Annotated in this window: 28 protein-coding genes, 2 tRNA genes and 2 pseudogenes; 19 read left to right on the top strand and 13 right to left on the bottom strand. The window is 58.1% G+C overall.

Annotated elements, in window-relative coordinates:
* Positions 1 to 16 precede the first annotated feature (16 nt).
* The 7 genes from RBH10_RS12925 to RBH10_RS12955 all read left to right on the top strand — a co-directional run bounded on the left by RBH10_RS12925 (position 17) and on the right by RBH10_RS12955 (position 3,271).
* Positions 17 to 373 (top strand): hypothetical protein, encoded by a 357-nt coding sequence (locus tag RBH10_RS12925; RefSeq protein WP_281036919.1) that lies wholly within the window; start codon positions 17 to 19, stop codon positions 371 to 373.
* Positions 374 to 378: 5 nt separating this feature from the next.
* Positions 379 to 654, top strand: coding sequence for a hypothetical protein (locus tag RBH10_RS12930; RefSeq protein WP_112416389.1), 276 nt, complete (start codon positions 379 to 381; stop codon positions 652 to 654).
* A gap of 3 nt (positions 655 to 657) precedes the next feature.
* The gene (locus tag RBH10_RS12935; RefSeq protein ID WP_281036918.1) at positions 658 to 960 is read left to right on the top strand and encodes a hypothetical protein; all 303 of its coding nucleotides are present in this window, start codon (positions 658 to 660) and stop codon (positions 958 to 960) included.
* Positions 961 to 963: 3 nt separating this feature from the next.
* The gene (locus RBH10_RS12940; RefSeq protein WP_272871359.1) at positions 964 to 1,086 is read left to right on the top strand and encodes a hypothetical protein; all 123 of its coding nucleotides are present in this window, start codon (positions 964 to 966) and stop codon (positions 1,084 to 1,086) included.
* Between the two features lie 3 nt (positions 1,087 to 1,089).
* Positions 1,090 to 1,404 carry a hypothetical protein gene (locus RBH10_RS12945; RefSeq protein WP_281036917.1) on the top strand — a complete coding sequence of 105 codons (315 nt, stop codon included), beginning with the start codon at positions 1,090 to 1,092 and terminating at the stop codon, positions 1,402 to 1,404.
* Positions 1,380 to 2,405, top strand: coding sequence for an acyltransferase family protein (locus RBH10_RS12950; protein WP_281036916.1), 1,026 nt, complete (start codon positions 1,380 to 1,382; stop codon positions 2,403 to 2,405). Before RBH10_RS12945 ends, RBH10_RS12950 begins: the two co-directional genes overlap by 25 nt.
* 203 nt (positions 2,406 to 2,608) lie before the next feature.
* Positions 2,609 to 3,271 carry a hypothetical protein gene (locus RBH10_RS12955; protein WP_281036915.1) on the top strand — a complete coding sequence of 221 codons (663 nt, stop codon included), beginning with the start codon at positions 2,609 to 2,611 and terminating at the stop codon, positions 3,269 to 3,271.
* Between the two features lie 316 nt (positions 3,272 to 3,587).
* Here RBH10_RS12955 and RBH10_RS12960 read toward each other — a convergent pair whose 3' ends face one another.
* The gene (locus RBH10_RS12960; protein WP_045017006.1) at positions 3,588 to 3,941 is read right to left on the bottom strand and encodes a nuclear transport factor 2 family protein; all 354 of its coding nucleotides are present in this window, start codon (positions 3,939 to 3,941) and stop codon (positions 3,588 to 3,590) included.
* A gap of 396 nt (positions 3,942 to 4,337) precedes the next feature.
* Here RBH10_RS12960 and RBH10_RS12965 point away from each other — a divergent pair, with 396 nt between their 5' ends.
* Positions 4,338 to 4,940 carry a J domain-containing protein gene (locus RBH10_RS12965; protein WP_281036914.1) on the top strand — a complete coding sequence of 201 codons (603 nt, stop codon included), beginning with the start codon at positions 4,338 to 4,340 and terminating at the stop codon, positions 4,938 to 4,940.
* A gap of 19 nt (positions 4,941 to 4,959) precedes the next feature.
* On the opposite strand, the gene RBH10_RS12970 is transcribed toward RBH10_RS12965, so the two are convergent.
* Both RBH10_RS12970 and RBH10_RS12975 read right to left on the bottom strand, forming a co-directional pair.
* On the bottom strand, positions 4,960 to 5,529 hold the full coding sequence (locus RBH10_RS12970; RefSeq protein ID WP_372339803.1) for a DUF922 domain-containing Zn-dependent protease: 570 nt from the start codon (positions 5,527 to 5,529) through the stop codon (positions 4,960 to 4,962).
* Positions 5,530 to 5,716: 187 nt separating this feature from the next.
* A complete protein-coding gene (locus tag RBH10_RS12975; RefSeq protein WP_045017013.1) occupies positions 5,717 to 6,172 on the bottom strand; it encodes a PRC-barrel domain-containing protein in 456 nt (151 codons plus the stop codon).
* A 141-nt stretch (positions 6,173 to 6,313) separates the two neighbouring features.
* Here RBH10_RS12975 and RBH10_RS12980 point away from each other — a divergent pair, with 141 nt between their 5' ends.
* On the top strand, positions 6,314 to 6,739 hold the full coding sequence (locus RBH10_RS12980) for a DUF1801 domain-containing protein (RefSeq protein WP_281036912.1): 426 nt from the start codon (positions 6,314 to 6,316) through the stop codon (positions 6,737 to 6,739).
* A gap of 34 nt (positions 6,740 to 6,773) precedes the next feature.
* On the opposite strand, the gene RBH10_RS12985 is transcribed toward RBH10_RS12980, so the two are convergent.
* Entirely contained in the window at positions 6,774 to 7,742 is a 969-nt protein-coding gene (locus RBH10_RS12985) for an alpha/beta hydrolase family protein (RefSeq protein WP_281036911.1), read from the bottom strand.
* A 256-nt stretch (positions 7,743 to 7,998) separates the two neighbouring features.
* Here RBH10_RS12985 and RBH10_RS12990 point away from each other — a divergent pair, with 256 nt between their 5' ends.
* On the top strand, positions 7,999 to 8,532 hold the full coding sequence (locus RBH10_RS12990; protein WP_281036910.1) for a hypothetical protein: 534 nt from the start codon (positions 7,999 to 8,001) through the stop codon (positions 8,530 to 8,532).
* Between the two features lie 80 nt (positions 8,533 to 8,612).
* Here RBH10_RS12990 and uvrB read toward each other — a convergent pair whose 3' ends face one another.
* Positions 8,613 to 11,570: an excinuclease ABC subunit UvrB gene (uvrB, locus tag RBH10_RS12995; protein ID WP_281036909.1), complete on the bottom strand. Its 2,958-nt coding sequence runs from the start codon at positions 11,568 to 11,570 to the stop codon at positions 8,613 to 8,615.
* A gap of 241 nt (positions 11,571 to 11,811) precedes the next feature.
* Between uvrB and RBH10_RS13000 the strand changes: the two genes are divergently transcribed.
* Together RBH10_RS13000 and RBH10_RS13005 are read left to right on the top strand one after the other, a co-directional pair.
* The gene (locus tag RBH10_RS13000; RefSeq protein ID WP_045017026.1) at positions 11,812 to 12,165 is read left to right on the top strand and encodes a DMT family protein; all 354 of its coding nucleotides are present in this window, start codon (positions 11,812 to 11,814) and stop codon (positions 12,163 to 12,165) included.
* Positions 12,166 to 12,223: 58 nt separating this feature from the next.
* Positions 12,224 to 12,685: a GNAT family N-acetyltransferase gene (locus RBH10_RS13005; RefSeq protein WP_281036908.1), complete on the top strand. Its 462-nt coding sequence runs from the start codon at positions 12,224 to 12,226 to the stop codon at positions 12,683 to 12,685.
* 36 nt (positions 12,686 to 12,721) lie between these two features.
* On the opposite strand, the gene RBH10_RS13010 is transcribed toward RBH10_RS13005, so the two are convergent.
* Complete coding sequence (locus RBH10_RS13010) at positions 12,722 to 13,105, bottom strand: helix-turn-helix domain-containing protein (RefSeq protein WP_045017030.1); 384 nt, start codon at positions 13,103 to 13,105, stop codon at positions 12,722 to 12,724.
* Positions 13,106 to 13,259: 154 nt separating this feature from the next.
* Here RBH10_RS13010 and RBH10_RS13015 point away from each other — a divergent pair, with 154 nt between their 5' ends.
* Both RBH10_RS13015 and RBH10_RS13020 read left to right on the top strand, forming a co-directional pair.
* Positions 13,260 to 13,871 carry an NAD(P)-dependent oxidoreductase gene (locus RBH10_RS13015; protein ID WP_281036907.1) on the top strand — a complete coding sequence of 204 codons (612 nt, stop codon included), beginning with the start codon at positions 13,260 to 13,262 and terminating at the stop codon, positions 13,869 to 13,871.
* Between the two features lie 12 nt (positions 13,872 to 13,883).
* Complete coding sequence (locus RBH10_RS13020) at positions 13,884 to 14,360, top strand: nuclear transport factor 2 family protein (protein ID WP_281036906.1); 477 nt, start codon at positions 13,884 to 13,886, stop codon at positions 14,358 to 14,360.
* A 72-nt stretch (positions 14,361 to 14,432) separates the two neighbouring features.
* Here RBH10_RS13020 and RBH10_RS13025 read toward each other — a convergent pair.
* From RBH10_RS13025 to rlmB, 5 genes and pseudogenes are all read right to left on the bottom strand, one after another.
* Positions 14,433 to 15,798: pseudogene (locus tag RBH10_RS13025) on the bottom strand (PepSY-associated TM helix domain-containing protein).
* 48 nt (positions 15,799 to 15,846) lie between these two features.
* Positions 15,847 to 16,263: a DUF2946 family protein gene (locus RBH10_RS13030; protein ID WP_281036904.1), complete on the bottom strand. Its 417-nt coding sequence runs from the start codon at positions 16,261 to 16,263 to the stop codon at positions 15,847 to 15,849.
* Between the two features lie 98 nt (positions 16,264 to 16,361).
* Positions 16,362 to 16,954: pseudogene (locus RBH10_RS13035) on the bottom strand (hypothetical protein).
* A 6-nt stretch (positions 16,955 to 16,960) separates the two neighbouring features.
* A complete protein-coding gene (locus RBH10_RS13040) occupies positions 16,961 to 17,353 on the bottom strand; it encodes an acyl-CoA thioesterase (RefSeq protein ID WP_038491466.1) in 393 nt (130 codons plus the stop codon).
* Positions 17,354 to 17,429: 76 nt separating this feature from the next.
* The gene (rlmB, locus tag RBH10_RS13045) at positions 17,430 to 18,317 is read right to left on the bottom strand and encodes a 23S rRNA (guanosine(2251)-2'-O)-methyltransferase RlmB (RefSeq protein WP_281036903.1); all 888 of its coding nucleotides are present in this window, start codon (positions 18,315 to 18,317) and stop codon (positions 17,430 to 17,432) included.
* A gap of 210 nt (positions 18,318 to 18,527) precedes the next feature.
* On the opposite strand from rlmB, the gene RBH10_RS13050 reads away from it, so the two are divergent.
* Positions 18,528 to 18,612: transfer RNA gene (locus RBH10_RS13050), tRNA-Tyr, on the top strand.
* Between the two features lie 25 nt (positions 18,613 to 18,637).
* Positions 18,638 to 18,711, top strand: a tRNA-Gly gene (locus tag RBH10_RS13055).
* Between the two features lie 259 nt (positions 18,712 to 18,970).
* On the opposite strand, the gene RBH10_RS13060 is transcribed toward RBH10_RS13055, so the two are convergent.
* On the bottom strand, positions 18,971 to 19,297 hold the full coding sequence (locus tag RBH10_RS13060) for a hypothetical protein (RefSeq protein ID WP_281036902.1): 327 nt from the start codon (positions 19,295 to 19,297) through the stop codon (positions 18,971 to 18,973).
* A 218-nt stretch (positions 19,298 to 19,515) separates the two neighbouring features.
* On the opposite strand from RBH10_RS13060, the gene RBH10_RS13065 reads away from it, so the two are divergent.
* Both RBH10_RS13065 and RBH10_RS13070 read left to right on the top strand, forming a co-directional pair.
* Complete coding sequence (locus RBH10_RS13065) at positions 19,516 to 21,366, top strand: ABC transporter ATP-binding protein (RefSeq protein WP_281036901.1); 1,851 nt, start codon at positions 19,516 to 19,518, stop codon at positions 21,364 to 21,366.
* A gap of 152 nt (positions 21,367 to 21,518) precedes the next feature.
* A complete protein-coding gene (locus RBH10_RS13070) occupies positions 21,519 to 21,968 on the top strand; it encodes a hypothetical protein (protein WP_045017046.1) in 450 nt (149 codons plus the stop codon).
* A 1,015-nt stretch (positions 21,969 to 22,983) separates the two neighbouring features.
* On the opposite strand, the gene RBH10_RS13075 is transcribed toward RBH10_RS13070, so the two are convergent.
* Positions 22,984 to 23,616 carry a TerC family protein gene (locus RBH10_RS13075; RefSeq protein ID WP_045017049.1) on the bottom strand — a complete coding sequence of 211 codons (633 nt, stop codon included), beginning with the start codon at positions 23,614 to 23,616 and terminating at the stop codon, positions 22,984 to 22,986.
* A gap of 428 nt (positions 23,617 to 24,044) precedes the next feature.
* Between RBH10_RS13075 and tuf the strand changes: the two genes are divergently transcribed.
* Positions 24,045 to 25,220, top strand: coding sequence for an elongation factor Tu (gene tuf / locus RBH10_RS13080; protein WP_174373528.1), 1,176 nt, complete (start codon positions 24,045 to 24,047; stop codon positions 25,218 to 25,220).
* Positions 25,221 to 25,281: the final 61 nt, after the last annotated feature.

Here is a 25,281-nt window from a genome sequence, read left to right on the forward strand (position 1 = left end):
AGATAAAGGCCATCAAATGGCAACCTTCGACTACGCCCGCGCAAGGGCCACGGCTGAACGTCTGATCGCCAAGTTCGGCACTACCGGCGCCATCCGCCGCGCGGTGACGTCCGGCCCAGATTACGATCCAGAGATCACCGAGACGGACTATCCGTGCACGCTGGTCACGCTGGAGTATGAGGACCGGGATATCGACGGAACCTTGGTTCTGTCCACCGACAAGAAGATTTACGTGAGCACTCAAGGCCTGTCGATCACGCTCGAAAAGAGTGACAGGGTAATTGCTGACGGCAAAGCATATGCCATTGAACGCCTCAAGCCGCTGTCACCGGCTGGTATTGTGGTTTATTACGAGGTCCAAGGCAGGCGGTAGAGGGCATGACGATGACAGAGACGATCATTGAACGGGTTGCCCGCGCGCTGTTTGTGAAAACCAAAGAAGAGGCATCCTCGCGAGGCATACAGTCGTCATGGGAAAACTGCCCGATCAAAGGACACTACATTGATCTGGCCCGAGCCGCAGTAGCCGCCATGCGAGAGCCAACCGAAGCAATGGAAAGAGCGGCGTTCAGCAATATGGATAAGAACGGATATGCCGCGGGGAACCCTACCTCTGACTATTCCGCGATGATCGATGCGGCACTAAAGGAGTGACCAGTGGCGGAGACTATGATCGACAGGGTGGCAAAGGCCATCAAGGCCGAAACTGACAAGTTCGATATGCCGGTCAATTTCTACATCGAGCCGGAAGCTGGCGCCAGATTTGAGCGTGAGAACCCCGGCAAGGATCGCTTCCTTGACGCTGAGTTAGATGATCTGGAAAGCTATCGGATTATTGCGCGAGCAGCCTTGGCAGCTATGAGTGATCCCACGCCTCAGATGAAAGAGGCGGCTAATTTTTCATTCGGCTCTGGCGAGGAATCGTATCAAGACGCCATCAAGGCCGCCCTCAAGGAATAACCATTGAACGACAACGTGCCGCCGTCGATCGCAGCCCGCATCCTCGTGCGCGGCGTGATCATCGGCTTCCTTATTGCATGCGCCGCAAGGCTTGGCTGGGCCGCTGGTGGCTGGATAATCGGGTGATTGATGGCACGCAAACCAACAGCCAAACAGCAAATCCGAAAGCTGCTGGATGATCTTGAGCCGACGGTTCAGAAGGCCTTCTTCGATAGCATCGACAACCTGAAATCCAACATCGAACTGAACCGGATTGTCGAGCGCCTGGAGCAACAGGATGTTGACGGGGCCATGAGGGCCTTGAACATCGATCCAGCCGCCTACAGACCGCTACAGAAGGCCACGGAAGAGGTTTTTGAGAGCCGTCTATCGCGGCAAAAATCTATTCCACGTTGGCGAATGGAACTGCGGCGGTCGTCGTGTTTTTTGTTCTTTCTGGCCTAGTGTTGCCCATGTCGTTTTTTCGGTCTGGCGGTGACAATGGCGTGATTTCCGTAGGCGTTTTGAGCCGCTTTCCACGCCTTCTGTTTTTGGTCTTCGTGACGGTAATGGGGTCTTATCTTCTTTCGTCCTGGGGATTGATGTATGCGACGGAGGCTTCGCAAGTCGGAGGATCGACTTGGTTGGGGCTGTACGGGCAACCGCAGGAAAGTGAGCATTTTCAAATCACGTTCTACACCGCTCTTTGGCAAGGCCTCTTCGGGACGCTGCTGGAGAACCGCAGCGAATACAATTCGTCGCTTTGGACAATGCACCATGAGTTATATGGCAGCTTCGTTACATTTGGTCTCGCCATGCTGCTTTTCCGAGCGCCCTTGAGGGTGGTCGTGATAATTTCCGCTTTTGCATATGTTGCGTTGCAAGCAACGGCGTGGCGCTTGGCTCCCTTCGTCGTCGGCACGGGTCTTTCGGCCTTCTTTTACAGCCGCCCGCAGTTTTCACTAAAGCTTCCCGCCTCGCTCCTGTGTATCGGTGTAGGGTTCATTTTCTACAGCTACAACCATCACGAGGAATCCCGATGGCCAAACGCTTTCATTCCGTGGGGGAATGATGAACAAAAGGCATGGGTTGTCTCCACTCTGGCCGGGGTTTGCTTCATCATTGGCGTTGTTGGGAATCCTGTCCTCAGAAACCTGATGAATGCGCGTTGGCTGACCGCGCTAGGGCGTTACTCCTTCGCGATGTACGCGGTCCACATGCTCCTCGTGGGTTCGCTTGCAAGCTTCATATTCGCAAATGTCGCTCCTGATTGGGGAGTGGTGCTGGCGCTGATGGTCACTACAGCCGCGTTCATACCGGCGCTCGCGATGTTTTCATATTTCCTCACTAGAGCGGATGAATGGTGGGTTCGGCATTTGCAGCGGGCTGTGAGGAAAATACTTTCGCCGCGCTCGTCAGTTGTCGCGACTCATCCTCTGCCACGGGTCGACGGTTCGTATCCTTAGGTCGCATCATGAATTAGAACATAAGTCGCACGCGGACCGATTGCGGCCCGTTTCGCTTGTTTTTCCCGGAATGGAAATGGAATATATGCCCATGTCTGCGCCGGAAAAGGTGGATTTTCAGGAAGCAATCGCCGTTCGGGACGTGGGGCTTTCCCAATGGAGCATCTTGTGTGATACCGTGGCTTAACTAAGTGACACGATCAATGCAGGAAGCGTCGCGTCACCAACCCCAGTCAATATATCTTCAGATGATACACCTGTTAGACGCAATAGAACGAAGCTTACAGTCAAGTAACTGGGAGGCGGCGCTTATCGTAGCAGTAAACCTTCCTGATGTCTGCGCGAAACTGGAGGACATCCAAAAGCAGGGCAAAGTTAACCGATACGTGATCTGGGCGCGCCGGTGGGTCCAACCACTTTACACCCAGAAGAAATCTGCTTCACGAATTGAGCAGCTTAACAGGATGAGGGAAGATACTTCTTTACCCGAAGATTTCAGGCGGTTTCTCAAACAGGAAGTAGAGACTGACGATCGCGTTTTCATGTCTGCCGAAGACCTGTATGCGCTAAGATGCGCCTTCACTCATGGTGCCGAGCACGATCTATCTGAGCACAATATCAATCAAACGCTTAACTCGTTTCACATCACAGCCCCTAGCGAAAATGGATTGGTCGTTCACCGAAATTATAAAAGACATAAAGGGCCAAACGGAGAAGATCACTCGGCGCTACAAGTTCAAGTGGACTATCTATGTCGAGACATCTGCGCTGCCGTTAGGTCTTGGCTCGATGAAAACAAAAGCAATGATGCCCTGAACGAAAAAATATCGCGTATGCCAAAAATTTCTCCATTTAGTTCTTGGTGATTGCTTGAAGACCGACAATGAAAGGTCCCTAATCATCCCTCAAGTCTGCCAATGAGCACGGAACCACTCACAACTTATCCACAGAGGCCGTTTTCTGTGGATTTCATTTTTACAATTTGATGTTGATAAAACTGGAAACATTGGGTGTTTTCGGGCTGTATTTTACAGATCGTGGTTTCTCACACATTTGAAATCATTGAAAGTGCGATGGGATTTGTAATCAGGGGGTCACGAGTTCGAACCTTGTCGGGGGCACCAGTATTTTCAATGGCTTGGCCATTCCCCATCCATATTCTATTCTTGGCTCCGTCAATGCCTATGGCTTGATGTGATAAAGCTTGTGCACGATCGCCCAGTTGCCTTCGTGTTCCAGCAGGGACAGATATTCGTAAAAATCCATGCCGTCGAAACGGGTTGTCAGCTTCACCGAGGCGCTGTCGCCTTCCTTGTCGATGCCGAGGATTTCGAAGGTGGGATCATGGTCGGGAAGGCCGCGTTCGCTTTTGCGCATCTGACTGACGAAATCCTCCAGCGAAAGCCATTCGGTTTCGCCTTCGTAAGTGCCGACGATGTTGGCGCGCGGATCGAAAACGTCACGCATCAGGCCCTCATCCGCATAGGCCATGGCATGCACATAGTCCGTGACGGTCTGGGTAATGGTTTGCGGCATCGGATCGTCCCTCCCTTCAGATCCAAAAGCCAAGCTTACACCCGTTGGCGCGGTTCCACCATAACCTCCTGAAAACGTGCCGGTTACGCCTTTGCTAAGGTATTTAGCGGCGGTTTTTGGAGAAGATTGCGCGCATGGCGCGGCATGTTTTACCGGCGCTTTCCACAATTTTGTCCCGCCCGTCATTATAGTCGCCTTGGGTCCGACAAATTTCGGTATCAAGGGCTTTTCCGCCGGTCACGGTGTGGCATGTCGCCGAGGTTTTTGTGTGGGCTTTGCCGGTTTAAGCGCCCGTGCGGGGTGCCGTGCGGGTGGATTTGGCCTATGATCCGCGCGCGTGCCGCACGGGAATGGCGGATGGCATGCGGGTAACAGTTTGCGTTTGAAGGTGTTTTTGTGATCGATCCCTATGTTTTGCTTGGCGTGGAGCGCGATGCCGACGAGGCGGCGATCAAATTGGCTTACCGCAAGGTCGCCAAGGCCGCCCACCCCGACAGCGGCGGCGATACCGACCAATTCGCGCGCCTGCAAACGGCTTACGAGCTTTTGAAGGATCCGGTGCGCCGCAAGGTGTTCGACGATACCGGTTACGATCCGCAGCTGGCCGACGCCAAGGATCTCAAAGGGTTGCTGATGCTGGAAACGCTGGTCAACGAATTCATTCTGGACGAGCGCGAGCCCGGCAGTTTCGATCCCGTGGCTGCCATGCGCCGCAAGCTGACTGACGATATTCTGAAAAGCCGGTTCCATATTCTCGAGCTGGAACGGCACCGTACGCGTGTCCGCAAACATATGGACCGGCTGGGCAGGAAGCCGGAGACCGACGTGCTGAGTTCCATGCTGCGCGCCCGCAGCCAGTCCATCGCCGAAGCCATCCGCAATGCGGAATCCCAGATCGAGGCGATTGAGCAGGCCTATACAATGCTGGAAGGTTATTCCTATGAGCTGGAGAGCATAACGCTCTCCGCGCCGTTGCTGAAAGGCGAGGCGGCGGAGTAGCCGCCTTCTCTGCGGGTGCTCAGGGGCCGTTGGCAAGAGCCAGAATGAGCTGATGCACCCGGCCGCCGGGGGAAAGCTCGTCTCGGTCGAAATCGCGTCCGCGCTGGCGCTGCTCGTTGGAAAGCTCACCCAGCCGCTGCTGCAGAACCACACGCACCTGCTGGCATTTCGGATCGTTTTCCGCCCTCAGACCCGTGCTGAAGGCCTCGATCTTCCTCACCATGTCGAGGATGTGTTCGCCATGCACGCGCTCATGGGTTTCCACGCCGGAAATGAAGCTCTTCCAACTGGCGGCGACAGCGGGCGGCAATTTGGCGGGCGCTTTCGGCCAGGTATAGATGATGGTGAGGTTGGGCTTGGCGGTGGCCAGCACGCAGGCGCCATCCGGCTGCGGGCGATAATCCCGCCGCCATGTCAGCTTGAAGGTGGTGTGGGCGATTGCCTGTACACCTGCGGTCGGGCCTCGCTCGCCGATGGACTGGTAGAGCGCTCCGCCGGTATCACCTGTGATGGCATAGGTTTTTATCTGCTCGGCGGGTTTCCAGCCGGCCGTCTGTGCTGAAAGCGGAAGGGCGCTCAGCAGTATCATGGCGGCGCTGGCGGCGAGGGAAGAGGAAGTGTTGGCGGGCACGCATCGATCCTTGGTGTTGCGCGCCGAAGATAGGCGAGAGGTGGGCCGCTAGGCAAGGGCCGTGAGGGCACGTTGCCGGGGCATTCCACGCATGAAAACCCCCGCGACGGTGCGCGGGGGGCCAAGCTTTGGACTGGAGGGGAGATCAGTCGTTCAGCTTGTTGTAATCGAGCTTTGGTGCGTTTTGCAGCGCTTCCTTGGTGGTGTCGACATAGGCCTTCCAGGTGCCGTTGTCGTTGTGGACAGCGACGGAGGCCGGATCGAGCACCACATAGCTCTTGTCGATGCCGAGGAAGCCGCCGACGCTGGCGACAAGGCCGATCACCGATTTGCCATCGCCGATGACGACATCCTCGATCTCGCCGATGTTTTCGTTCTGGGCGTTATAGATATCCAGACCGTCGAGCTGGGAGGCGGTGAGATCGGTTTTCTGGACGTTCACGAACTTTAGCGGGCCAGTGGCCTTGGTGCCCATGGTGATGCCCGGACCCGACAAAGTGGCATCTGCGCCGACAGCAGGGGCGGTGGTTGCCGTCTGGGCAAATGCCATAGAAGAAGAGAGCGCTGCTGCCGCAGCGAGTGCGATGACATTGATTTTCATGAAGTTTCTTCCCTTTGTATGCTGAACATTGCGTTCGGGGAAGAAACGGCGAGGGGCGGATTTGGTTCCGCGTGGGATGACATGAAAATTTGGTCTATGCTGACGCCGGGAGCGCGGGCGTGGTAAAATCGGGAGGATGTTATGGCAAAAAACATGATGGACAAAGATGCGGAGGAGACCGCACCTTCGGTCGTCATCGACCGCATGATCGCGGAACTTGGCGACTGGCGGGGAGACACGCTCGCGCGCATCCGGGCGCAGATCAAAAGAGCCGATCCCGAGGTGACGGAAGAGGTGAAATGGCGCGGCGTTCCCGTCTGGGAGCATGCCGGCATCCTCTGCACCGGCGAAACCTACAAGAACGCGGTGAAGATGACGTTTGCCAAGGGCGCATCGCTGGACGACCCGGCGGGCCTGTTCAATTCGAGCCTTGAGGGCAATACGCGACGGGCGATCGACTTTCACGAGGGCGATATGGTGGACGAGGATGCGCTGGTGGCGCTGATCCGGGCTGCGGTGGCGTTGAATGTGGCGGGCAAGACCGGGAAAAAGCGGACGAAGACTTAGGCCGGGCGATCCGGGGGAGATTGGCGCCGATGCGTCAATCCTTCGCGACATCCGTTGTCTTATCCCATTCGCTGTCGATGAACTTCAACGCGTCGATAATCGAAACTTTCCACACCGACCAGACATGATCACCGTCGGTCACCCGCAATTCGGATTTGCGATGGTCGGCCTGAAGCGTTTCGTGCAGGGCGATGGCGCCGCGCCAGAGGAAGAAACCGTCGTCATCGCCGACCGTCAGATAGGTCGCGGGCAAATCCTCGCTTTCGGCAACGTGCTGCGCGACGAGGGTGAAGACGTTCTTTTCATTGAAAAGTCTCGCATCGAAGGGCGTGCCGAAGGCGCCGGAGAAGTGATCGCCGGTCGAGGGCAGAACGATGCCGCTGGTCACGGTGTTGCGGTCGACGCGATGGAAGAAGGCGCTGTCTTGAATGAGCTTGAGTTCGGCGGGTGTCTTGTCGAGATCGGAGGTCGGCACGTTCTGCCAGATTGCGCCGGACAGGCTGGCCACCGCGCCATAGAGGTCCTCGTGGCCATAGGCGAGATGCAATGCACCGAAACCGCCCATGGAGAGGCCGGCAATGGCCCGGCCTTCGCGATCCTTCCGCACCGGTAGCGTTTTTTCGACATGGTGGCGCAGGTCGCCGGTCAAGGCCGTTTCATAATCGCCGGGACCGCCAACGGCGGCGGAATCCACGTACCAGCTGTTCTTGACGCCGGGCATGACGACGACCAGCGGGCGGATGGCACCTGCCTCGATGAGTGTGTCCAGCGTCTTCTCGATATTGCCGAGATCGCGCCAACTGTTCTGGTCACCATCATGGCCATGCAGGAGATATAGCACCGGCCAGCCGTTTTCCGGCGGCGAGCCATCCGGGCGGTAGATGTTGACGGGAAGTGGCGCGTTCAGGGCGGCACTGTGGAATGTGGCATCCTCGATCTGGCCGGCAAAGCTCGGGGTACAGGAGAGGAAAAGGTATGAGAGCGCCAGATTTCTGAGATGCATGCCGTGTCTCCATGCTGCTTGCCATTCCATAAGGGCGGTCAACGTTCAAGGGAACCGTGAGTTCCGGAAGACGTAACGCTGCTGCAATGTCACTCCCTCACATCTGCGGACCGGTATGACGGTGTCAGGTCCGGAAAGGATTGTTCCCGCCAAGGCCATTGCGCACATTTGATAATTTCGGATTTAAAACATGGTGACATTGATATTATCGCGTTTCACACGCTCGCTTATTTTACTTTTTCTCCTTACCGGCTGCATGACCACGCCCATCTCGAGTATTCCCAAGCTGATGCGGCTCGACTTTCTGACGATGAATTTCGAGCATGTGCGTGTAGGGCTGCAGCTTCCTGCCCATCTGTCATTGGGTTCCGGTGATGCGGTGATGATTATTCGCAGCGTTACTGACGGCGTAAAGGGCGAGATTGTCGAGACGTTTGCGTTGATCGAGGATAAGGACGCCGCCGCCCGCGCGCAGTTCCACGCGGAAAAGCGGGCGGGAACCGCCACAAGCGTGTGGAGAATAAAGCCTGAGGAGGTTTCAAGGCTTGCAACATTGCAGGAGAAGGTGCGCCTTTCCCGCATCGAGGGGCCGCGCATCAGGGGGAGTACGGAGATCGAGATATTGCGCGCCTGTGTCACAGGCGTTCTCCCGACCGGCCCGGTCTATTTCTCGACTTACATCAAGCCTGCGGAAAATGAAGACTACATTGCCATGACCGTGGATGCGGATCTGACGAAAGTGTTTGGTGCGGGCCAGGTCGCGGCGCGGATCAGACAGTGCGAAAGCTGATCGCCGTTGCCGGGGCGCGCGAGTGCTCCGGCCATATTTCGAGATAGCCATGCATGGCGCTGAATAACGCCTGGGGCGCGTTAGCGCCCCGGCCGACCCGTCTTTCCCTTCGTCCGGCTTTTGCGCTTCTCATCTGCCGGATCCTCATAGGAACCCGCGCCGACCTTGCCGCGCACGAGGGGTCTCGGATCGTCCTTGCCTCGCTCGGTCTGGCCTTCCGGCAGCGACGGGAAACGTTTGCCGGGTTCCTCGGGCTTGCCGGGAATTTCACCACGCACGGGCTTTTCGGTGCGACCCACGGTCATCTCGTCCAGCGTGTTCCTGCGGAACAGCGGCTTGCCCGCGTCGGCGCTGGGCCCCATTTCGTCGAGCGAGGGTTTCGCGAAGAGGGATTTTTCACCGGTAGCGGCACCGCCCTCTGTCCTGCCAGACATCTCACCCTCAGAAGGGGAGATCGACAAGTGGCTGCGCCTGTTGTTTTTTCCGCCGCCTTCGATGGTGCGAGCCTCTTCCTTCGCCATCGGGTCGTCCATGGTGGCGAGTTCGGCGGCCTTGAGGCGTTTGATTTCGTCGCGCAGGCGGGCGGCCTTCTCGAAGTCCAGATCGGCTGCGGCATCGCGCATGGATTTTTCCAGCGCGTTGAGATGGGACTGCAGATTGTTGCCGACGAGATGGCCGCCGTCGGCGAAGCCCTTGCCGGAAGCGCCTGATATATCTGCCCTTACGTGATCGCGCTCATAAACTGAATCAAGAATATCGGAGATCTTCGCCTTGACCGATTCCGGCGTGATACCGTGCTCGGCGTTATAGGCCACCTGCTTTTCGCGGCGGCGGGAGGTTTCCTCCATCGCCCGCTTCATCGAGCCGGTGATATTGTCGGCATAGAGGATTACCTTGCCGTCGACGTTACGGGCGGCGCGGCCGATGGTCTGGATCAGCGAAGTTTCCGAACGCAGGAAGCCTTCCTTGTCGGCATCGAGGATCGCGACGAAACCGCATTCGGGAATATCGAGGCCTTCGCGCAGAAGGTTGATACCGACAAGCACATCGAAGGCACCAAGGCGCAGGTCGCGGATGATCTCGATGCGTTCCAGCGTGTCGATATCCGAGTGCATGTAACGCACGCGAACGCCCTGTTCGTGCAAATATTCGGTCAGGTCTTCAGCCATGCGCTTGGTCAGCACGGTGCAGAGCGTGCGGTAACCCTTAGCGGCGGTCTCGCGAATTTCGCCGAGAACATCGTCCACCTGGCTGCGCGCGGAGCGCACCTCGACCGGCGGATCGATGAGTCCTGTCGGGCGGATGACCTGTTCGGCGAAGACGCCGCCGGCCTGTTCCATTTCCCACGAGCCAGGGGTGGCCGAAACCGCGACCGTCAGCGGCCGCATCGCATCCCATTCCTCAAAGCGCAACGGGCGGTTATCCATGCAGGAGGGAAGGCGGAAGCCATATTCGGCCAGCGTCGCCTTGCGCCTGAAGTCGCCGCGATACATGCCACCGATCTGGCTAACCGATACGTGGCTTTCGTCAATAAAAAGCAGCGCATTATCAGGGATATATTCGAACAGCGTCGGCGGCGGCTCGCCGGGATTGCGACCGGTGAGATAACGCGAATAGTTTTCGATACCGGCGCAGGAGCCGGTCGCTTCCAGCATCTCGATATCGTAGCGGGTGCGCTGCTCCAGCCGCTGGGCTTCCAGCAGACGTCCTGCCTTCTCCAGTTCGGCGAGGCGGACCTTCAGCTCTTCCTTGATCGACTTGATCGCGCCGTTCAGCGTCGGGCGCGGGGTGACATAGTGCGAATTGGCGTAGATCTTGACGGATTGCAGCTCGCCGGTTTTCTGGCCGGTCAGCGGGTCGAATTCGGTGATGGAATCGATCTCGTCGCCGAACATCGAGATACGCCAGGCGGCATCCTCAAGGTGGGCGGGGAAGATTTCGATGGTATCGCCGCGCACGCGGAACGAGCCGCGCTGGAAATCCATGTCGCGGCGCTTGTATTGCTGGGCCACGAGGTCGGCCAGAAGCTGGCGCTGGTCCAGCCGGTCGCCCACCTGCATCTGGAAGGTCATGGCGGTGTAGGTTTCCACCGAGCCGATACCGTAGATGCAGGAAACCGAGGCGACGATGATGCAGTCGTCGCGTTCCAAAAGCGAGCGGGTGGCGGAGTGGCGCATCCGGTCGATCTGTTCGTTGATCGAGGATTCTTTCTCGATGAAAGTGTCGGAGCGCGGCACATAGGCTTCCGGCTGGTAATAATCGTAGTAGGAGACGAAATACTCTACCGCATTGTCGGGGAAGAAGTTCTTGAACTCGGAATAGAGCTGCGCAGCCAGCGTCTTGTTGGGAGCAAGGATGACGGCCGGGCGCTGCGTCGCCTCGATCACCTTGGCCATGGTGAAGGTCTTGCCGGAGCCGGTGACGCCGAGCAGGACCTGGCTGCGCTCGCCGGAATTGATGCCTTCCACGAGATCGGCGATAGCCGTCGGCTGGTCGCCGGCGGGCTGGTACTCCGAGTCCATGCGGATGGTAACGCCGCCTTCGGATTTCGGCGGACGGGCGGGCCGGTGCGGCGTCCACATCTTGCCGTCCTTGAACAGCGGATTGCCGCTTTCGATCAGCGCCGATAGCGCCTCGACCGTGGCGGTGACGGCACCCGGTGCGAGGTTGGCGGCCTCCTCCAGAGAGACGTCCATGCCTGCAACGGGGTTGAGACCCGCAGCGGCACGGGTTTTCGGATCGCTCGATGCGCCGATGGAAACGCCGCGCGAAGTTTTGGACGCGGTGGTGTTCTTGGCCGTCTTCGTGGCTGCCTTTTCCGCTTCCTTGCGGGCCTCGATCTCGATCTTCTTGCGGTGCTTGCCTGCTTTCGAGGCGACCTCGCGCTGGGTTTCCACCGAGCCCGCTTCCGCTTCCGCCTCGAGCTGCTTCACCCAGTCGGCGACGCTGCCGCTGAGCGGCGCGCCTTCGAACGACGATTGCGGGGCTTCCTCGAAGCCGGAATTCGAGGGCGCGGGATTTTTCGGTGATCTTGCCATGCGCGAAATATGGAGGGAGTCACGCGCAAAGGGAAGGGGAGGCTACGAAAAAATGAGTACAAAAAGGCAACGAAGCGCGGGGAACAAAATTTGGCCGGATACGTTGCATAGCGGCCGAATACAGTTTGATAGAAACCTGTTCCGTTTCATACGACGGTAAGTTAAAGCAAATACAAAAATGACGGTTGCGTTTTCAGACTGCCTTTTGTGACATCCCTCCCTTCATCTTCCAGGAACAATCATGCCGTTCTCGATCAGCCCTGCCCACATCTGGCCTGTCCTGATGCTCGTCCTTTCCAATGTTTTCATGACTTTCGCCTGGTATGGGCATCTCAAGCACAAGGGTAGCGCTCTCTTCCTTGCGATTGTCGCAAGCTGGGGTATTGCCTTCTTCGAATATGTTCTCGCCGTTCCCGCAAACCGCATGGGGTCGGAGGTTTATTCGACGGCGCAGCTCAAGACCATTCAGGAAGTCATCACGCTCGCGGTCTTTGCACTTTTCTCGGTCTTCTGGCTGAAGGAAAGCATCACGATCAACCATGTGATCGGTTTTGCGCTCATCGCTTTCGGCGCGTCCTTCATCTTCCGGTCCTGAACCCCCAAAGAATGAGACCGCGTGTAGCCGACTAATCGCAACAGAAGGTGATGTATCGATGAAAATACGGCCTGCAAAAGTTGGCGATGCGGCGGGAATGGCGGCGGTTCAGAACGAGATATTCGCCGCCGGCCTTCGAAAAGCGCCGACAGACGTTGCCACGGTGCTGGAGAATTATATCCAGCACGCGGACCGCATCGAGTGTTCGGTCGCCGAGGACGAGGACGGTCGCATTCTGGGGTTCCAGTCGCTGCGTTATGCGCAGGCGGACAATCCTTACGGCGTGGCGGAAGGCTGGGGCATTATCGGCACCCATGTCAGCCCCCACGCGGCGCGAAGGGGTGTCGGCTCCGCCCTCTTCGCCGCCACGCGAAAAGCGGCTGTGGATCGCGGCCTGAAAAATATCGATGCCAGCATCGGCGCTGACAACGAACTAGGGCAGAACTATTATGAGGCCATAGGCTTCAGAACCTATCGGCAGCCGGAGGGGTTGGTCTGCAAGGTTTACCGGCTGGATTAGATGCCGCGTCCTTGCGGATCCGTGCCGGCTTGACGGTCAGCTACGCTGATCGTTTCCGGAGTAATCCAGCCGCGCCTTGCAGATGCGGACATGGTTCTCATCGGCCCATTGCACCAGCAATTGCATCGGCACCAGGAACGAGCGGCCAAGATTGGTCAGTTCGTATTCCACGCGCGGCGGCACCTGCGCATAAAGCGTGCGGCGGATGAAACCGTCTTCCTCAAGACGTTTCAGCGTGCGCGACAACATCTGCTTGGAAATATCGTCGATCTTGCGGTTCAATTCGTTGAAACGCAGCATGCCGCCCTGAAGCGCTTCCAGAACCAGCAGGCTCCATTGATCGCCGATGCGATCCAGCACATCGCGGATGGGGCAGGGCTGGTCGAAGACGAAGATTTCTTTGGTTTGCATATCTGGCATTTGCCTCGCCTTTTCCAATTTCTTACCCCTTCAGGTCATCGCCGTGTGACCTGATCAGCGGCGGCTGACTTCTTGCGGCCGGGGTTGCGATATCATAGCTTTCATTAGCGGTCTATTATCTAGACCGATAACGATGCCGACAAAGGAAGAAGCCATGGCTAAAATCGCGCTCATCGGAGCCTCCGGCAATGCCGGATCCCGTATTCTGAAGGAGCTTTCTGACCGGGGCCACAAGGTGACGGCGATCGCCCGCAGCCCTGAAAAGATCGCCAACCTGCCGAACGTGGTGGCAAAACAGGGCGATGTTTTCGATCAGGCAGGGCTTTCGGAGCTGCTTAAAGGTCACGATGCCGTGATCAGTGCGGTGCACTTCACTGCCAGCGATCCCGTCACGCTGATCGAGGCCGTGCGTGCCTCCGGCGTTCCCCGTTATCTCGTGGTGGGTGGTGCGGGCAGCCTTGAAATCGCACCGGGCCAGCGCGTTGTCGACCTGCCGGATTTCCCGACCGCCTACAAGGCCGAAGCGACCAAGGGCGCGGAATTTCTGGACCGCCTGAGAGGGGAAAAACAGCTCGACTGGACATTCCTGTCGCCATCGGCCGAATTTGTGCCGGGGGAAAGAACCGGCAAATTCCGTCTCGGCAAGGATGAGCTTCTCAGCAATGCTGAAGGCAGCCGCATTTCCTTTGAGGACTACGCAATCGCGCTTGTCGATGAAATCGAGAAGCCGCAGCATTCCCGCCAGCGTTTCACCGTCGGTTATTGAGAGGTATCACCTATGAATTTCGTAACACGTCGTCTTGCCATCGCCGTTCTCGCGCTTGCGCCTGCTCTGGTGGCCGCGCCGGTTCTGGCGGAAACCGCAAAACGCGATCTGGCTCAGGAAGAAGCCAATCGCAAGCTGGTGATCGAGTTTTACGACACCGTCTTCAACAAGCACGAGGTGGAAAAGGGCGCTGCCGTCATCGTCGACAGCTACAAGCAGCACAATCCGATGGTGCCTGACGGCAAGAAGCCGTTCGTCGACTACTTCACCGGCTTCTTCAAGGAAAACCCGCAGGCGAAATCCCGGATCGTGCGCAGCGCCACGGATGGCGATCTGGTTTATCTGCACATCCATTCCACAGATAAAGAGGGTGCTCGCGGAGCCGCCATCGTCGATATCTTCAGGGTCACTGACGGCAAGATCACCGAACATTGGGACGTGATCCAGCCGGTTCCGGAAAAGGCTGCAAACAACAATACGATGTTCTAGGGCAGGCTTCTGCCAAAACGCCCGGAATTCAGAAGGACACGGCCGGGGGATATTCTCCCGGCCGTTTTTTTGTCAGGCCGCGCCTGGCCGCTGGCGGGACTGCACGATCAGATCCAGAACAAGCATGACCAGCAGGCTTGCGCCAACCAGCGGGAACAGGATGCCGCCGATGGCGAGCAGGGCCAGCAGGCCGCGCAAGACGCGTTTATCCTGCGGCAATGGTGGCACGCCGAGCGAACCTCTGGGGCGTCGTTTCCACCACATGATGCCGGCGGAAACGGCAAGCAGGACGATGCCGACACAGGCTGCCAGCAACACGATCTGGTTGGCGAGGCCGAATTGCTGGCCCATATGCACGTTGATCCCCCATTCCAGCGCCTTTCCAAGCGGACCGTAATCGGCATAGCTCATGTCGATCAGCGGTTTGCCGCTATATTGATCGAGATGGACGACGCGTTGTTTCGCTAGATCGTCGGGATAGACGGAGCCGCTATAAACGCCCGTCGGTTTGGTCGGCAGCGTGACGGCATAACCAGCGGCAAGACCGAGCCCGTCGAAATGCGCGATGGCCGCATCTATTCCGATTGGTTCCCCGTTGGTGGATGCGGTCGATTCCGGGACTTTCGCCTGCTCCAGCGACCAGCTGGTCTTGGCTACGTGGTCGAGATGTTCGCCGGACATCGGAACATCGGTACGCACACCTGCCGGATATCCGAAATTGCTGCCGTTTGCCCATTCGTTGACCTTGGCGCCCCACACGCCCGACCAGGGCATTCCGGTGACTGCGAGGAATACGATGAAAAAGCCGACGAAAATGCCGGTGACGGCATGGGTATCGCGCCAGAAGACCCGCTTTTTCGGCGTGCCGCGCACGGTGATGACACCGCCGGTTTGCTTGCGCGGCCACCACAGATAGATACCGGTGGCGACGAGCAGGATGGACCAGCCCGCGGCGATCTCGATCAGATAGCGGGTATAGGTGCCGAAATATTTCAGGCTGTGCAGGTATCGGATCGTCCACATGACGGTGCCGCGATCCGGCAGGGAACCGGCAACCTGCCCGGTATAGGTGTTGACGTAGACGGCGCGTTTCCCATCGGCGGTACTGACGGTAACTTCCGTTGAGGCGCCCGGATCGCTTGGCGTGGTGTATTTCACCGCAGTGCCGGGCACGGCCGCAACCGCTGCGGCGAGAATATCGGAGGGGGAGTGCTTTCGGCACGTTCTGCACCACTTCGATGCGCTTCAGGTCCGAATGAATGAGATTGTCGAATTCGTCCCGGAAGAGATAGAGCGCGCCGGTGACGGCCAGCGATATCAGAAAGGGCAGCACAAAAAGGCCGGCGTAGAAGTGCCAGCGCCATACGGCGCGATACAGGTTGACGGACGAGGATTGCGCAGGCGCGCTCTCGCCCTCGAAAGAGGTCGTAACGGACATGGATGTCTCCGCAGAAAAGTTGATTTTCCGGCAGGGCCGGATCGCACTTCAAATTTGCAGAGAGGGAGGCGGGGCGCGTGGGTGCGATTCCAGATTGGGTGGTGGCGGCGGCAATGCCGTGTCGCGGTCCAGAAAGTCGACTTCGACCGCCGGGACGATCCTGTCCGCGCGCTCGACGGGAGTGACTGGGAGAGCGGCAATGGTGGTGGATGCCAGACGGCAGAGCGTGCCGCAGCAATTGTCGGCGAGCTTGCCGGCAGGGTTGGAGGCCGGGTTCTGTTTGCCCGAATCGCCTTCTGGCATGTGGCTGGAACAGATGATCTCACCGGTCGCCAGCGCGGCTGAGGCCATGTTGCCGCTGGTCAGGCCATTCACGAGGCCCTGCAGCAGAAAAAGCAGGACCGCCAGCGTGGCGATGGCGCCAGCCGAACTTCTGTCCTGCATTATCCTGCGAATGAATCCCATTTCAGCGAAATGCCATAATTATCGGGCCGTGTCACCGCGACACGATGGCGAAAGACGCGGCCTTTTTTCCTTGTCATCCGGCGCCGGAATGACGTTGTTCAGGCCAGCAGGTCGTAGGTGCGGAAAATCCAGGCGATCTGGTAGATCAGCGCAAAAACCACCAGGAACCTGTGAAAGCGGCGATTGCTGATGAAAGCCGCCAGCGTGAACAGAATGACGTAAATAGCTGTACGGATGAGATATTCTGCGCCCAGCGAGGAGAGGTAGTCCTGCCCCTTCAGCAGCGTATCGCCGACATCGGTGACGAAAAGTGCGGCGAGAAACGCGAAGAACCAGCTTTTGCGCGAAAAGAAATAGTCCTCGTATCCCTTGTATTCCTTCATGTCCGTGGGGAACAGCAGCACACACAGGAAATAGAACAGCGAGCAGAACAGGATGAGGAACAGGAACGCGCCGAAGCCGAGGGTGTGGCCGGTGGCGGAAAGCCGATGTTCCCACCACCAGAAATGTACCAGCATCAGAAACAGGAACGCCACCCAGCCGATATGCAGCAGATAGATACGTTCTTTTTGGGATGCTGCACGAAACCGGCAAGGCCGGTCAGCAGGCGTGCGAGGCTGAGGCCGACCACCATGCCCATGACGGCACGGATATGCGAATAGGCTTCCGCGGCGTTGACGGCGGCCTCCATAGCGCCTTACTCCGCCGGAGGAATGGGCGTCGGCTGCCCGTTTTCGTCCATCGCCACCATGATGAAGGTGCCGGCGGTGACTTTTTCCAGCTTGTCGTAACGCGACCGCTGTGCCCAGGCCTCGACCGTGAGTGTAATGGAGGTGCGGCCGAGACGGGCGATATCGGTATAGATGGACAGCGTGTCGCCGATCTTTACCGGCAGTTCGAAGGCCATTTCCTTGACCGCCGCCGTGACCACGCGACAGCGGGACCGCTCCGCGGCACGGATGCCGCTGGCCAAGTCCATCTGGGACATGACCCAGCCGCCGAAAATATCACCGGCCGGATTGGCATCGGCCGGCATGGCGAGCGTCCGCAGCGTCAGCTCGCCGGTCGGTTTGATGGGCAGGTCGGTCATGTCGGGATTTGCTCCTTGCGAATGTCAAAGGCGCAGCATGCGTTGCGCTTTGTGATTTCGCAAGGAAGGTCAAGCGTCAGGACGACGCTTTGCCCAGAAATTGCTGCGTTGCATAAAGGGCGATGGCCGCCGCATTCGATACATTGAGCGATTTGATCTCGCCCGGCATGTCGAGACGGGCAAGCGCCGAGACGGTTTCACGGGTCTTCTGACGCAATCCCTTGCCTTCGGCTCCCAGCACCAGCGCGATTTTTGCGCCGCTGAAGGTCTGCTCGATCGGGGCGGGGCCTTCCGAATCCAGGCCGACCGAGAAAAAGCCGAGCTTGTGCAGCTCGCCCAGCGTATCGGCCAGATTGGTGATCTGGATATAGGGGATGAGTTCCAGCGCTCCGGATGCGGATTTCGCCAATACGCCTGACTCAGTCGGGCTGTGGCGGATGGTGGTGATGACTGCGCCGGCATTGAAGGCGACCGCCGAGCGCATGATGGCGCCGACATTGTGCGGGTCGGTGACCTGATCGAGCACGAGGATCAGCGGGCTTTTCTTCAGCGCGTCGAGCTTCTTGACTGGAAGCGGCCTGGTTTCCAGCATCACACCCTGATGGATCGCCTCGGGGCCGAGCACCTTGTCGATATCCTGCGGCGAGACAATCTCGACCGGGAAGGGCTGGGCATCCGCTTCGCCGATATCCAGACGCGCAAAGGCATTCAGGGTAACCGACAGCTTGATGAGTTGCCGTTCGGGATTGGAAAGCGCCGCACGGACGGTATGCAGGCCGTAAAGATGGACCTGATCCGGCGCAAGCTGCGGCGGCTTCCAGTCGTCTGCGCCACGGTTCCGGCGCTTCGGCTGTTGCGGGGTCGGAATTTCGCCCCGCTCGCGTTTGGCATCGCGTACGGCACGGCGCAGGGTGGCGTAGTGCGTGTCGCGGGTGGATTTGTCGTTTGGATCGTCTTTGCTCATGGCGCCTTATATCTCCGGGACGCGACGCGCACCAGCCCCCGCGATAATCCACAGGCCTGCAAAGAGGTTTGAATTTTTTTCCCGAAAATTCGTGAAACGGCGTGTTGACAGAAACGAACGAGGCCGTCATATACGCGCCACAGACGACGCAACGGCGCTTCGCCGCAGCGAAATCTGAAGAGCTTGGTCGCTCGATCCTAGCAGAAAGCTGGAGGGATGCCCGAGTGGTTAAAGGGGACGGACTGTAAATCCGTTGGCTACGCCTACGTTGGTTCAAATCCAACTCCCTCCACCATTCTGCACGGATCGAAATCACCACCGCGGGTATAGCTCAATGGTAGAGCAGCAGCCTTCCAAGCTGAATACGCGGGTTCGATTCCCGCTACCCGCTCCAGCTTGCCTGCAGGGCCTTTAGCCGTTTTTCCATTGAAAATTCAAAGAGTTTTGCACCTATGTTCGCATTCTGGCGTCATTTGGTCGCGTGATCACTTCGCTCTTCGCTGAATTCCGGCCCCCGTAACGGCAAATGATTCTTTCAACCGTCTCTGCTTGCCATGCCATCATTTCCGCGCTGACGGACTTCAGGTCAAGAACGCTGGCTGACAGGGCGGCTTTCCTGAGCCGCCCCTTTGCTTATACGCTCCGAACGCGCTCTACTGGTCGAGCCTGTCGATGATCTGCATCAGAATATCGGCGCAGGCTTTCATCGGTTCGTCATCTGCACATTTGACGTCGACCTTTACCTCACCTTCTTCGATGTGGAAGTGAGCGCCCTTAGGTGGTGGCGGAGGCGGCGGCATCCTGCCGTGCGGCCCATCTTCCTCAGGTCCCCTTGGTTTCGGGGGTGGCGGCGGCGGTGCATCGGGTCGCTTGTCGGCTTCAGCGGTGCCTGCGGGAGGAGGCGGAGCGGGCGGCTGTTGCGCATAGGTTTGGCCTGCGATCATGAGAAGCACAGTGCCGGCAAGAAGAACGTGTTTCATAAGAAATGCCTTTCGGTTGAAGACAGGATTGAAACGGCGCAGCCTGCGAGAAGTTGCCATTCGCGCGAGGTATTTCGGCAGACGACGAACTTTGCATTCAGGTGCGAAGGGTAACACCTCCCATTGTTTGCAATTGAGGTCGGGAGCTGCCCGTGGTTCCATGCTGCGTGCGTAGCTGATTCCTCCCCGTCGATACCAAGTTGTGATCCGAGAGGCCCATGTCGATTTCAGATACGATATTTCGCCCTTTCGAGACGCTGATACGGCCGCTCGACATTCCCTTCCGGCCGCTGCCCTCGAAAGGCCCGGTCGCGGTGCTGCTGCATTTCATTTCGATGTTTCGCGGCGTCCTCATCGCTCTCGCCCTGTCGTCCATGGCCGTGGAGGCCATCAATCTGTCGATCATCTGGGGATTGTCCGTTATCGTCGATGGCGTGACCGCGCAGGGAGCGGAGGCATTTCTGCGCAACGAATGGCTGCTGCTCGCAATCCTCGGCGTGCTGATCTTCCCGGCCATGCCGATCGCGTCGTTTCTTCTCAACACGCTGAACTCGCATACGCTCGGCATCGCGATGCCGGTCGCCATCCAGTGGCAGGGCCACAAGGCGGTGGAGCGGCAGGATCTTGCATTTTTCCATGAGCTTTATGCCGGGCAGGTGGCTTCGCGCCTCTCGCAGGTGTCGTCGGCCGTTCAGCAGCAGATCATCAACGCGTTTCAACTCGGACCGCGCTTCCTGCTGCAAATGGTTGGTTCGCTCGTTTTGCTCTGGACGCTCTCCTGGCAGCTCGCGTTGCCGGTGTTGATCTGGATCGTGCTGAATGTGATTCTCGCCGTCAAACTGGCGCCTGTCTTCACGGAGCGGTCGCGGCGGTCGGCAAAACAGCGAAGCCTTGTCTCCGGCGCGATCACCGATCTCTACAGCAATATGCAGATGATCAAGCAGTTCGCCGCCGAAGACAGCGAGGCGGGAGCTATCCGTCGTATCCTGAACAAGTCCGTCCACACCCAGCATAAGGAACAGCGAGTCTACCGCATGTCGGAACTGGTCGTCGTTGCGCTCAACATGGCGCTATGGCTGGCGATCCTGTCGGTCGGTTTTTCCGGTCTGGTGAAGGGCTTCATCACGGTCGGGGAATTTGTCGGTGCCGTCTATATTCTGCAACGGCTCTCCGGGCACACATTCACCTTTTTGCAGATGGGCCAGCAGATATTTCAGGCGATAGGCACGATCAAGGACGCCATGCCTGTCATGACGACGCCGCCGACCATTACCGACAGAGCGGATGCCACAGACCTGACCGTTTCGCGTGGAGAAATACATTTCGACAATATCCGCTTCGCCTACAAGTCCGGCAAACCGGTGGTGGATGATCTGTCGCTCACCGTCCGGGCAGGGGAGAAGGTCGGGCTTGTGGGTTTGTCGGGCGCGGGAAAGACGACGCTGGTCAACCTGCTCCTGCGTTTCTACGACATTCAGGATGGCGCCATTCGCATCGACGGTCAGGATATTCGCGATGTCACGCAGGCGAGCCTGCGCCGCAATATCGGGGTGATTGCCCAGGATGTCGCGCTGCTGCATCGCTCGGTTGGCGACAATATCCGCTACGGGCGGCCGGAGGCGACGCAGGAAGACATAGAGCAGGTGTCGAAAGTGGCGAGGGCCGACGCCTTCATTGCCGATCTCGCCGACAGCGAAGGGCGCAGGGGATATCAGGCCTTTGTCGGAGATCGCGGCATCAAGCTCTCGGGCGGACAACGCCAGCGTGTTGCCATTGCGCGCGTGCTGTTGAAAGACGCTCCCATCCTGATACTCGACGAGGCGACGTCCGCTTTGGACAGCGAATCCGAGGCGGCCATTCAGGACAAGCTCAACCTTGTGATGGAGGGCAAAACGGTGATCGCGATCGCGCATCGGCTTTCCACGATCGCCAGAATGGACCGGATCATCGTGCTGGATCACGGCCGGATCATTGAGGAGGGACGACCCGAGGAACTGGTCGAACGGGGCGGATTGTTCGCGCGGCTCTGGAAACGCCAGACAGGCGGCTTTATTCCGGAAGACGAGTGATCAGGCGAATATTTTCATCCGCGCCACGATTAAAGCCTTAGCCGCCTTATGTTGCAATGCGTTCAAACCCTTGGTCCTTATCGCACTGCTCGTTGACAAGCGGAAAGTCCGGTCGGATAGTCTGCCGGCAATCATGCAAACGGGAGTCTTCAATGATTAACAAGGTTGTAATTCTCTCATCCTTAGCGCTGCTCGCATCGGCGGCGTTTGTCTCCCCCGCAGCCGCACTCACCATGAAAGAGTGCAGCGTGAAGTACCAGGCGGCGAAAACCGACGGGTCCGCGAAGGACGTCAAGTGGAATGACTATCGCGCCAAGTTCTGCGGTAGCGATGCAGCTGCCGAAAGTGCTGCCGACGACAAGCAAGTCGCGGCCACAACCGACAAAGAACCCGCGAAAGCAACGATGAAAGCCCCGAAGGGCGTCGTTTTTCCGAGTGCTGTCGATAAGAAATATTCAAGCGAGACTCCTGGCAAGGCCCGCCTGAAGACCTGCGTCGACTCCTATCATAAAAACAAGGATGACGGCACGCTCGGCGATCTGAAGTGGATTCAGAAGGGCGGCGGTTACTGGAGCCTGTGCAACACTGCGTTGAAGAGCTGAGGCGAGTTTTTTGGGGTGGCGGCTGATCGCCGTTGCCCCAACAACGGCGCGTCATCCGCAACCATATCGGAAGGCGCGACGTGTCGATTCGGCCAGCCGGAGCGTGTTTGAATCATGTCCAGGAAGGACGTGAGGCGTCTTCGTGTGCTCTGCAAATCCATCGTCGGCTTATGTTCGGCGGGGTCCGCAACCCCGCTTTCGGGCGGGTAAAATCTGCGAATGGTTTGCGATTCGGCATCTTGATAGAAAGAGTTGATCTTGCGGTTCGATCCGCATCCAGCAATCAAACGGTTACGGCCTTCCCGTGGTGGCCGGCCGGTAATGTGGGCGGATGACCAGACGATTTCGAAACTACCTCGCCATACTCGCCATATCATTGCTGATGTGGACGATGGTTCTTGGCATCATTTATTGGCTGTTTCGATAGGCATTGCCGCAGTTTTGGGGCCGAGATGAATATGCGGTGACGCATATTGGGCGGCATAACCGCGAGATGCAGCTGATATTCCTGCGAATTTCATATGTTTAGGGCGGCGGTCCTGAAGGGGCGGCGGCAGGGCGGTTTTAGGAAACCTTGCCATGCCGCCGTTCAGCGTTGGATTGCGCGCAGCGCGTTCAGCCTAGAACGAGCGCTGTCAAAAGTGCCAGCAGGATGAGAGAGCTTGCAACAGCGCCCAGCTTCATCCGGCGAAGGCGGCGGGTACGACCGCCGCTCCAGTCATAAGCCATTGGCAGCTTTACCTTTCTTTTTATTTTTATGACTTATTAACTAGCTCACTAGGCTTGCCCGTGGCTTACCTCAATTGCCAAAACCCACAGGCGAAAAATCATGATTTCCCTGTCTTATCCGAATGTTGCAGCGGGGGCCGCACCTGATTCCCCCGTGTGCCGTTCCGTATTCCGGGCGCGTCTGCGGTGCTGTGCGGGTGAGGGGGCCTTGGCGTCCGCACGTCAGAAAAAAGGCCCGGAAACTTTCGTTTCCAGGCCTTTCGGGAAGGGAATGCGACAGTCGGTCCTAGCCGAAATAGGGCTTGATGTAGGGCAGGACTTCGATCACGCCGTGGTAGAGCATGTTGAGCGCCACATAGATGATGACCATCAGGCCGAGATAGGAAATCCAGCGATAGCGGTGCAGCAGCTTGGCGACGTAATTGGCGGCCAATCCCATAAGAGCGATCGAAACGACGAGGCCGATGATCAGCACCGTCACATGATCCTGCGCAGCGCCGGCGACGGCGAGGACGTTATCCAGCGACATGGACACATCGGCGATGACGATCTGGGTCGCGGCCTGAAAGAAGGTCTTGTGACCCTTGGTGAGGTCAGCTTCTTCGTCTGTCACTTCGTCTTCGATGGAACCTGCTGCCTCGCGCAGTTCGGACCACATCTTCCAGCACACCCAGGCAAGCAGAAGCCCGCCGAACAGTTGCAGCCCGACGATGGAAAGCAGCTGCACGGTGACGGCGGCAAAACCGATACGCAGAACGGTGGCGGCGATGATACCGACCAGGATCGCCTTGCGGCGAAGATGGGCGGGAAGGCCTGCGGCGGCAAGGCCGATGACGATGGCATTGTCACCTGCGAGAACAAGATCGATCGCGATGACTTGCATGAATGCCGTAAAGCCGGCGGCTGTGAAGATTTCCATGGAATGGTCCTGAAACGGATATAAGGTCGCGCGGGAGCGCGCGGCTGATCAATATGTGGCATGAGGTGGTGCGCCCGGCGCATCGTCCCGCTCGCCCGTCTCCCCCCGGGATGAAATTTCCTTAAGCCATGATGCCGGTCGAGGTAAAGAAGTTGTGATGAAGAAAAAGCTTGTTAAGTGATCCGATTGTGCGAATAGGGGGCAAGGGCAGGGGGCCGTCCATGTGTCTTCCCACCCGTCCGCCGAAAGGCTGGACCGGCTTTGAATATCGCAAGAAACACCCCATATAGGCGCCTTGAGGCACGCTATGAGCGTGCGCGACTGCGCTTTAACAATTAAGTCTTGCGCATTCGCTTACAAAGCCTTAAACGGCGACACCAAACCGGTTCGCCGGGAAAACTACTTCACGTTCACAGGAAGCAATTCACATGGCAAAGAGCAAGTTTGAGCGCAATAAGCCGCACGTCAACATTGGCACGATCGGTCACGTCGACCACGGCAAGACGTCGTTGACTGCTGCGATCACGAAGTATTTCGGCGAGTTCAAGGCGTATGACCAGATCGACGCTGCACCCGAAGAAAAGGCTCGCGGCATCACGATCTCGACGGCTCACGTCGAATACGAAACGCCTGCCCGTCACTACGCGCACGTCGACTGCCCCGGCCACGCCGACTACGTGAAGAACATGATCACCGGTGCTGCCCAGATGGACGGCGCGATCCTGGTTTGCTCCGCTGCTGACGGCCCGATGCCGCAGACCCGCGAGCACATCCTGCTCGCTCGCCAGGTTGGCGTTCCGGCAATCGTCGTGTTCCTCAACAAGGTCGACCAGGTTGACGACGCCGAGCTTCTCGAGCTCGTCGAACTGGAAGTTCGCGAACTTCTGTCGTCCTACGACTTCCCGGGCGACGACATTCCGATCGTCAAGGGTTCGGCACTTGCCGCTCTTGAAGATTCTGACAAGAAGATCGGTGAAGACGCAATCCGCGAGCTGATGGCCGCTGTTGACGCCTACATCCCGACGCCTGAGCGTCCGATCGACCAGCCGTTCCTGATGCCGATCGAAGACGTGTTCTCGATCTCCGGCCGTGGTACGGTTGTGACGGGTCGCGTTGAGCGCGGTATCGTCAAGGTTGGTGAAGAAGTCGAAATCGTCGGCATTCGTCCGACCTCGAAGACGACGGTTACCGGCGTTGAAATGTTCCGCAAGCTGCTCGATCAGGGCCAGGCTGGCGACAACATCGGTGCACTCGTTCGCGGCGTTACCCGTGACGGCGTTGAGCGTGGTCAGATCCTGTGCAAGCCGGGTTCGGTCAAGCCGCACAAGAAGTTCATGGCAGAAGCCTACATCCTGACGAAGGAAGAAGGCGGCCGTCATACGCCGTTCTTCACGAACTACCGTCCGCAGTTCTACTTCCGTACGACTGACGTGACCGGCATCGTGTCGCTTCCTGAAGGCACGGAAATGGTTATGCCTGGCGACAACGTCACGGTTGAAGTCGAGCTGATCGTTCCGATCGCGATGGAAGAAAAGCTGCGTTTCGCTATCCGCGAAGGCGGCCGTACCGTCGGCGCCGGCATCGTGGCCTCGATCGTCGAGTAATTTCAAACCCGCAAGGGCTTGAGGAAAACCCCGCTGGAGACAGCGGGGTTTTTTTGTTGCG

The sequence above is a fragment of the Rhizobium sp. AN73 genome (assembly GCF_030757975.1).
Classification (GTDB): Bacteria; Pseudomonadota; Alphaproteobacteria; order Rhizobiales; family Rhizobiaceae; genus Agrobacterium; species Agrobacterium arsenijevicii.

Excerpts from the sequence above, each read along its gene's own strand:
- RBH10_RS13010 (WP_045017030.1), bottom strand. The coding sequence starts at position 13,105 with ATGCCAGATATGCAAACCAAAGAAATCTTCGTCTTCGACCAGCCCTGC.
- RBH10_RS12975 (WP_045017013.1), bottom strand. The coding sequence starts at position 6,172 with ATGAAAATCAATGTCATCGCACTCGCTGCGGCAGCAGCGCTCTCTTCT.
- tuf (WP_174373528.1), top strand. The coding sequence starts at position 24,045 with ATGGCAAAGAGCAAGTTTGAGCGCAATAAGCCGCACGTCAACATTGGC.
- RBH10_RS12930 (WP_112416389.1), top strand. The coding sequence starts at position 379 with ATGACGATGACAGAGACGATCATTGAACGGGTTGCCCGCGCGCTGTTT.
- RBH10_RS12945 (WP_281036917.1), top strand. The coding sequence starts at position 1,090 with ATGGCACGCAAACCAACAGCCAAACAGCAAATCCGAAAGCTGCTGGAT.
- uvrB (WP_281036909.1), bottom strand. The coding sequence starts at position 11,570 with ATGGCAAGATCACCGAAAAATCCCGCGCCCTCGAATTCCGGCTTCGAG.
- RBH10_RS13030 (WP_281036904.1), bottom strand. The coding sequence starts at position 16,263 with ATGGGATTCATTCGCAGGATAATGCAGGACAGAAGTTCGGCTGGCGCC.
- rlmB (WP_281036903.1), bottom strand. The coding sequence starts at position 18,317 with ATGAGCAAAGACGATCCAAACGACAAATCCACCCGCGACACGCACTAC.
- RBH10_RS13060 (WP_281036902.1), bottom strand. The coding sequence starts at position 19,297 with ATGAAACACGTTCTTCTTGCCGGCACTGTGCTTCTCATGATCGCAGGC.
- RBH10_RS12960 (WP_045017006.1), bottom strand. The coding sequence starts at position 3,941 with ATGCCGCAAACCATTACCCAGACCGTCACGGACTATGTGCATGCCATG.
- RBH10_RS12925 (WP_281036919.1), top strand. The coding sequence starts at position 17 with ATGGCAACCTTCGACTACGCCCGCGCAAGGGCCACGGCTGAACGTCTG.
- RBH10_RS13020 (WP_281036906.1), top strand. The coding sequence starts at position 13,884 with ATGAATTTCGTAACACGTCGTCTTGCCATCGCCGTTCTCGCGCTTGCG.
- RBH10_RS13070 (WP_045017046.1), top strand. The coding sequence starts at position 21,519 with ATGATTAACAAGGTTGTAATTCTCTCATCCTTAGCGCTGCTCGCATCG.
- RBH10_RS12980 (WP_281036912.1), top strand. The coding sequence starts at position 6,314 with ATGGCAAAAAACATGATGGACAAAGATGCGGAGGAGACCGCACCTTCG.
- RBH10_RS12990 (WP_281036910.1), top strand. The coding sequence starts at position 7,999 with ATGACCACGCCCATCTCGAGTATTCCCAAGCTGATGCGGCTCGACTTT.
- RBH10_RS13000 (WP_045017026.1), top strand. The coding sequence starts at position 11,812 with ATGCCGTTCTCGATCAGCCCTGCCCACATCTGGCCTGTCCTGATGCTC.
- RBH10_RS13075 (WP_045017049.1), bottom strand. The coding sequence starts at position 23,616 with ATGGAAATCTTCACAGCCGCCGGCTTTACGGCATTCATGCAAGTCATC.
- RBH10_RS13005 (WP_281036908.1), top strand. The coding sequence starts at position 12,224 with ATGAAAATACGGCCTGCAAAAGTTGGCGATGCGGCGGGAATGGCGGCG.
- RBH10_RS13015 (WP_281036907.1), top strand. The coding sequence starts at position 13,260 with ATGGCTAAAATCGCGCTCATCGGAGCCTCCGGCAATGCCGGATCCCGT.
- RBH10_RS13065 (WP_281036901.1), top strand. The coding sequence starts at position 19,516 with ATGTCGATTTCAGATACGATATTTCGCCCTTTCGAGACGCTGATACGG.
- RBH10_RS12985 (WP_281036911.1), bottom strand. The coding sequence starts at position 7,742 with ATGCATCTCAGAAATCTGGCGCTCTCATACCTTTTCCTCTCCTGTACC.
- RBH10_RS12955 (WP_281036915.1), top strand. The coding sequence starts at position 2,609 with ATGCAGGAAGCGTCGCGTCACCAACCCCAGTCAATATATCTTCAGATG.
- RBH10_RS13040 (WP_038491466.1), bottom strand. The coding sequence starts at position 17,353 with ATGACCGACCTGCCCATCAAACCGACCGGCGAGCTGACGCTGCGGACG.
- RBH10_RS12970 (WP_372339803.1), bottom strand. The coding sequence starts at position 5,529 with ATGATACTGCTGAGCGCCCTTCCGCTTTCAGCACAGACGGCCGGCTGG.